Annotated in this window: 4 protein-coding genes and 1 tRNA gene; 3 read left to right on the forward strand and 2 right to left on the reverse strand. The window is 49.2% G+C overall.

Annotated elements, in window-relative coordinates:
• The 3 genes from ispG to AC1WIP_RS09040 all read left to right on the forward strand — a co-directional run.
• Window positions 1-1051, forward strand: a 1051-nt coding sequence (ispG, locus tag AC1WIP_RS09030) for a flavodoxin-dependent (E)-4-hydroxy-3-methylbut-2-enyl-diphosphate synthase (RefSeq protein WP_481141532.1), incomplete at its 5' end; no start/stop codon positions are given.
• Window positions 1052-1061: 10 nt separating this feature from the next.
• The gene (locus tag AC1WIP_RS09035) at window positions 1062-5645 is read left to right on the forward strand and encodes a PolC-type DNA polymerase III (protein WP_481141533.1); all 4584 of its coding nucleotides are present in this window, start codon (window positions 1062-1064) and stop codon (window positions 5643-5645) included.
• A gap of 128 nt (window positions 5646-5773) precedes the next feature.
• Window positions 5774-5845: transfer RNA gene (locus AC1WIP_RS09040), tRNA-Glu, on the forward strand.
• 484 nt (window positions 5846-6329) lie between these two features.
• On the opposite strand, the gene AC1WIP_RS09045 is transcribed toward AC1WIP_RS09040, so the two are convergent.
• A complete protein-coding gene (locus AC1WIP_RS09045; RefSeq protein ID WP_481141534.1) occupies window positions 6330-6590 on the reverse strand; it encodes a hypothetical protein in 261 nt (86 codons plus the stop codon).
• Window positions 6591-6725: 135 nt separating this feature from the next.
• Window positions 6726-6950, reverse strand: coding sequence for a hypothetical protein (locus AC1WIP_RS09050; RefSeq protein ID WP_481141535.1), 225 nt, complete (start codon window positions 6948-6950; stop codon window positions 6726-6728).
• Window positions 6951-7143: the final 193 nt, after the last annotated feature.

A 7143-nucleotide genomic window follows, 5' to 3' on the forward strand; every position in this document is an offset into this window, starting at 1 on the left:
GTACAGAGACAATACCAAGGTGATACAGATAGGGGACAGAAAGATCGGCGGGGGAAATCCCATATTGATTCAGTCCATGACAAATACAAAAACCCAGGATGTGGAGGCCACTGTGGCGCAGATTTTAAGCCTTGAGGCGGCGGGCTGCGAGATCATCCGCTGTACTGTGCCTGACATGGAGGCGGCAAAAGCCCTTTTGGAGATAAAAAAGCGGATACACATCCCCCTGGTGGCGGACATTCATTTTGATTACCGGCTGGCTGTTGCCGCCATGGAAAACGGCGCAGACAAAATACGCATCAATCCGGGAAATATCGGCGCCCCTGACAGGGTGCGGGCTGTGGTGGAGACGGCGAAGGAACGCAACATTCCCATCCGGGTGGGGGTAAACAGCGGTTCCCTGGAAAAACCTCTTCTGGAAAAATATGGAGGGGTAACGGCCCAGGCTATTGTGGAGAGCGCCCTTGACAAGGTGCACATGATAGAGGATATGGGCTATGATAATCTGGTAATCAGCATTAAGTCCTCTGACGTGCTGATGTGCGTAAAGGCCCATGAGCTGCTTGCGGGAAAGACCGCTTATCCGCTCCATGTGGGCATTACAGAAGCAGGCACGGTGCAGAGCGGCAATATCAAATCTGCGGTGGGGCTTGGTATTATTCTCTATCAGGGAATCGGAGATACCATACGGGTTTCCCTGACGGGAAATCCGGTGGAGGAGATCAAGTCGGCCAGATTGATTTTGCGTACCCTGGGTCTTAGAAAGGGTGGGATTGAGGTGGTTTCCTGCCCTACCTGCGGAAGAACCCAGATTGACCTGATCGGACTGGCACAAAAGGTGGAAAGACTGGTGGAGGACTATCCCCTTGATATCAAGGTGGCTGTGATGGGATGCGTGGTAAACGGTCCCGGGGAGGCCAGGGAAGCAGATATTGGAATCGCCGGAGGCATAGGCGAGGGACTTTTAATCAAAAAGGGGGAAATTGTCCGCAAGGTGAAGGAGGAACAGCTGCTTGCGGCATTAAAGGAAGAACTGGATAACTGGAATTAGGTGAAACAATATGGGTAAACCGTTTTTTGAAGTATTTCCAACGCTGAAGCTGAAACCGGATGTGCAGGATATTATGGAGCAGACCAGCGTGGAGAAAATCTCTTCAACTAAAAGCAGGGATTTTCTGAGAGTGTATTTATTCAGTACCAGACTGATCGTAAAGGATCATATCTGGGAGGCGGAGAATCAGATTAAGAGGCAGCTTTTTCCCAATAGAAACATGACGGTGAAAATATACGAGAGGTTTTCCCTGTCGGCTCAGTATGATCCGGAGAAGCTTTTGGACATTTATAGAGAAAGTATTCTGGCGGAGCTTAGGGAGTACAGTCATGTGGAATATAGTGCCTTTAAGACGGCGGATATTACCTTTCCGTCAAAGGATAGGGTGCTTTTGACCCTGGAGGACTCTGTCCTGATCAGAAGCAAGGAGGAAGAGCTTGTCAGAATATTGGAAAAGGTTCTGGTGGAACGCTGTGGCTTTCAGGTAATGGTGCAGACAGATTACAAGGAAGGACAGACAGGGAAATATGCTGAGGATGACAGACGCAGAATCCAGATGAAGGTGGACGAAATCTGCCGCAGGGTAAAGGCGGGCACGGCCGGCGGGCAGGACTCTGAGGTTCATGGAACGGCTGGCGCGGCACGTTCTCCTGGCGGGCCTGGGAAGGCTGATTTTGGCGGCAGGGGGCAGAAAGAGGCCGGTATGGCGGGCCGGAGGGAGGCGCAGACGCCCACGGCACAAAAGAGTCCGGAAAAGGGACGGGGAGAATGGAAAAAGGGAGAATTCAGGCGGGGAGGCGACTATGGAAGGAGCGTCAGACGCTCTGATAATCCTGACGTGCTCTACGGAAGGGACTTTGAGGAGGAGCCCGTAAAGATAGAGGAAATCATCGGAGAAATCGGGGAGGTGGTCATCCGGGGCAAAATCCTTACCCTGGACAAGCGGGAAATCAGGAATGAAAAGACAATCATCATCTTTGATGTAACCGATTTTACGGACACCATAACCGTGAAGATGTTCGCAGGCAATGACCAGGCAGAGGAGATCACGAAGGGACTTAAGCCCGGCGCTTTCATCAAGGTGAAGGGCATCAGCATGGTGGACAAATTTGATCATGAGCTGACCATAGGCTCCGTGGCCGGAATCAAGAAAATTCCGGATTTTATCACAAGCAGGACGGATACCGCACCGGTGAAGCGCGTGGAGCTGCACTGCCATACTAAGATGAGCGATATGGACGGCGTGTCAGAGGCCAAGGACATCGTAAAACGGGCCTATCAGTGGGGACATAGGGCCATTGCCATCACAGATCATGGGGTGGTGCAGAGCTTCACCGACGCCAATCATGTGTGGGAGGATTTGTGGAAGGCGGAGAAGGCAAAGCGCAGGGAGGCCGGGGAAGAAAATCCGGACAAGCAGGATTTCTTTAAAATTATTTATGGCATGGAAGCTTATCTGGTGGATGACCTGAGGGAAATTGTGACAGGCGAAAGAGGACAGAGCCTTTCGGATGACTTTGTGGTATTTGACATAGAGACCACGGGATTTTCGCCGGTGAATAACCGTATTATTGAGATCGGTGCGGTGAAGGTGTCAGGGGGCGAAATTGTGGACCGTTATTCCACCTTTGTGAATCCTAAGACGCCCATACCCTTTGAGATAGAAAAGCTGACGGGGATCAGAGACGATATGGTACTGGACGCTCCTGAAATAGAGGAGGTTTTACCGGAATTTCTGCATTTTTGTCAGGGCTGTATTCTGGTGGCCCATAATGCGGGCTTTGATATGAGCTTTATCATGGAAAACGCCAGAAGGCTGGGATATCCCACGGAATATACCTATGTGGATACCGTGGGCATTGCCAGGGTGCTTTTGCCCCATCAGGCCAAGCATACCCTGGATGCGGTGGCGAAAACTCTGGGAATATCCCTGGAAAACCATCACCGTGCGGTGGACGATGCGGAGGCAACAGCCCATATTTTTGTGCGGTTTATCAAGATGCTTGCAAAGGAAGAGGTGTATACTCTGGCGCAGGTGAATGCGCTGGGAGCTGCCAGCGTGGATATGGTAAAGAAGCTCCCTTCTTATCATGCCATTATTCTGGCAAAAAATGATCTGGGAAGAATCAATCTCTATCGTTTGGTGTCCGAGTCCCATTTGACTTATTTCAACAAACGTCCCAGAGTGCCAAAAAGCCTGGTGATGAAATACAGAGAGGGACTGCTCCTTGGCAGCGCCTGCGAGGCAGGAGAGCTTTACAGGGCGCTTTTGGATGGGCAGTCCGACGCCCAGATCGCAAGGCTGGTTAACTTTTATGATTATCTGGAAATACAGCCCTGCGGCAACAATCGTTTTATGATCGCCTCAGAAAAGGTGAGAAATGTCAATTCCGTGGAGGATATTCAGAATATCAACCGCAGGATCGTGGAGCTGGGAGAGCAGTTTCATAAGCCTGTGGCGGCTACCTGCGACGTGCATTTCCTGGATCCAGAGGATGAGGTCTACCGCAGAATCATCATGGCCGGAAAGGGCTTTGAGGATGCGGACGAGCAGGCCCCCCTTTATCTGCACACCACAGAGGAAATGCTGGAGGAATTTGCTTATCTGGGCAGCGATAAGGCAAAGGAGGTGGTGATCACCAACACCAATCTGATCGCAGACATGATAGAGACCATCTCGCCTGTGCGGCCGGATAAATGTCCTCCGGTGATTCCAGACAGTGATAAGACGCTGACGGAAATCTGCTACAATAAAGCCCACGAGATTTACGGCCCAGACCTTCCCAAAATCGTGGAGGAGCGGCTGGAAAAGGAGCTGCATTCCATCATCAACAATGGCTTTGCGGTGATGTATATTATCGCCCAGAAGCTGGTATGGAAGTCTGTGGAGGATGGGTATCTGGTGGGCTCCAGAGGCTCCGTAGGAAGCTCCTTTGTGGCTACTATGTCGGGGATCACCGAGGTCAATCCCTTAAGCCCCCATTATTATTGCAGCAAATGCCACTATGTGGATTTTGACGGGGAGGATGTAAAGGCTTATGCGGGCAAGGCAGGCATTGATATGCCGGACAAGCTGTGCCCTGTCTGCGGAGAAAAGCTCAACAAGGACGGCTTTGACATCCCCTTTGAGACCTTTTTGGGCTTTAAGGGAGACAAGGAGCCGGATATTGATTTGAATTTCTCCGGAGAGTACCAGTCCAAGGCCCACAAGTATACGGAGGTTATTTTTGGCGCGGGACAGACCTTCCGAGCGGGCACCATTGCAACGCTGGCAGACAAAACGGCTTTCGGATATGTGAAAAATTATTATGAGGAGCGGGGCGTTCACAAGCGGACCTGTGAAATCAACCGTATCACCGCAGGCTGTACGGGCGTAAGGCGAAGCACCGGACAGCATCCCGGCGGTATTGTGGTGCTTCCCCTGGGACAGGATATCAATTCCTTTACCCCGGTTCAGCACCCGGCGAACGATATGACCACCGACACCATTACCACCCATTTTGACTATCACTCCATTGACCACAATCTGTTAAAGCTGGATATTCTGGGACATGATGATCCTACGATGATTCGCATGCTTCAGGATTTGACCCAAAAGGACCCTACCACCATACCCCTGGACGATCCTAAGGTAATGTCCCTGTTTCAGAATACGGATGCCCTGGGCATTACACCGGATCAGATCGGAGGGTGTAAGCTGGGGGCTCTTGGAATACCGGAATTTGGTACGGACTTTGCCATGCAGATGCTGATCGACGCAAAGCCCCAGTCCTTTTCGGACCTGGTGCGGATTGCCGGTCTGGCACATGGAACGGATGTGTGGCTTGGAAATGCCCAGACACTGATTTTGGAAGGAACGGCAACCATTGCAACGGCCATCTGTACCCGTGACGACATTATGCTTTATCTGATTCAAATGGGAGTGGAACCCAGTCTGTCCTTTACCATCATGGAGAGCGTCCGCAAGGGAAAGGGTCTGAAGGAGGAGTGGATTGCGGCCATGAAGGAGAAGAATGTGCCGGACTGGTACATAGAATCCTGCAAAAAAATCAAATATATGTTTCCTAAGGCCCACGCGGCTGCTTATGTTATGATGGCCTGGCGTATTGCCTACTGTAAGATATATTATCCGCTGGCTTATTACGGCGCATTTTTCAGCATCCGGGCCAAGGCCTTTTCCTATGAGATTATGTGCCAGGGCCAGAGGCATTTGGAAAGCATTATGGCGGACTATAAAAAACGGAGTGACAGTCTGTCCAACAAGGAGAAGGATGCTTATGGTGACATGCGGGTGGTGCAGGAAATGTATGCAAGAGGCTATGAATTTGTGCCCATCGATATTTTCAGGGCAAAATCCCGGGCCTTTCAGATTGTGGACGGGAAGCTGATGCCTTCCTTAAACAGTATCGACGGACTGGGGGAGAAGGCGGCAGATGCCATTGTGGAGGCGGCAAAGGATGGCCCTTTCCTGTCTAAGGATGATTTCAGGCAGCGCACCAAGGTTTCCAAAACGGTTATTGATTTGATGGATTCCCTGAATCTTTTGGGGGACCTGCCGGAATCCAACCAGATCAGTATTTTTGACTTTGTATGACAGGCAGGCGGAAAAAGCGCTTCAAAAAAAATTGTAGAAATTTTTAAAAAAATACTTGCAATTTTTCCGGAGATGTATTATGATAAGCAAGTACCGCTGATACAGCAAAAAGAGCGGTATTTGCAGATGGCTGATTGGTCAAGCGGTCAAGACGCCGCCCTCTCACGGCGGAAACAGGGGTTCGATTCCCCTATCAGCTGCTTGTTCTTTAGAAGAACAGCCCAACCCGAAAAGTGCTGGAAACCTTGGTGAATACTGAGTTTCAGCGCTTTTTTATTTCGAAAAAATATTTGCAAAAATGCGATTGCTAAACGATGAGGTATTCAAAAAGGTATTCTAACATATGTTCGAGTAAAAAATACACAGGAAAGGAGAACCCTGTGCAAGTGCTGCTAAAGATAAATCGACCACAAATTGGTTTATTTTTTTGCAAATATTCTTTAAAAAATCCCAGTAAATGATTTTGAGACGATTGGCAAAGTGTATATTTTAAGCAGATAGGGCAGGAGAATAACAGAGGTTTGTGCGTCATGGCATAAAAGCCTTTGTGGGAGCTCTGAATGGCTCTATTTTTGATTTTGTGGCTTTTGGCGATAAAAATACCAATAGAACATAAAGACGGCTTAAATTTGATTTTGCGGGGTCAACATATATTTGTCAAGGTGCACACGAAGAGGGGCAGGCTTACCACCCCCGCTTTTTCGCATATGCCATTAAAATACTTTTTACAGCCGCCTTTGCCGCTTCGATCTTTGATACATCCGGCATTTTATCCAGCTCCCGGATAAGAACAACCTGCCCCCATTTGATTTCGGGAGACCAATGCCGCCGCACGTCTGATAACTTTTCAAAATTTCTAATGAAACAGCCGTCTTTGTCGCAGGCGGAGTATTTAAAGCCGTTTATGCCGCGCCTGACCTTGATTATAGTTGGATGTCTGCTCATGTGTTCGCCTCCTTATCATTATCATTTATTTGGAAATCCACTTGCAGGTCGTGAGCCTCGCCGGCTGTATCGGACAAGCGGAGATTTTAAAAGCCGCCGGTAGTGGTCCGGCGTGTATCCTCTGCGGCGGCTGCATTAAAGCCTGAATGTTGCAGTTGAATAAGTCCTCCCGTAAGACACAGGGCACCCGATGCTTTCCAAAAATATTTCCGCGTTGTATGAGGAATCATCAAGTCCAAGACGCACATGGCCATTCTGGAGAAGCCGCAGAAGCGCTTTAGCTTCGTAATACATTCCATGCCTAGTGAATTCTATGTGCTTTTCCATTATCCTGTATTTTCTGATGTTTCTCTTTATCATTTTTTACCTCCATCATCTGACATAAAAATATTGTAAAACTTTTTAATGCCCCCCTTGCCATTCATTCCGGCATTCCGCCGTCTTTTCTATTTTCGGAGAGGAACCAGATATACAGTGCTCTCATCTCAGAATTTGTGAGGATTTTCATTTAATTTTTCCAGGGCGCATCTTGTCATTTCTATACCTCCATTCC

The organism is Acetatifactor sp. (assembly GCF_982438285.1).

Bases quoted from the DNA above. Each gene is read 5' to 3' on its own strand.
- AC1WIP_RS09045 (WP_481141534.1), bottom strand. From the start codon at position 6,590: ATGAGCAGACATCCAACTATAATCAAGGTCAGGCGCGGCATAAACGGC.
- AC1WIP_RS09035 (WP_481141533.1), top strand. From the start codon at position 1,062: ATGGGTAAACCGTTTTTTGAAGTATTTCCAACGCTGAAGCTGAAACCG.
- AC1WIP_RS09050 (WP_481141535.1), bottom strand. From the start codon at position 6,950: ATGATAAAGAGAAACATCAGAAAATACAGGATAATGGAAAAGCACATA.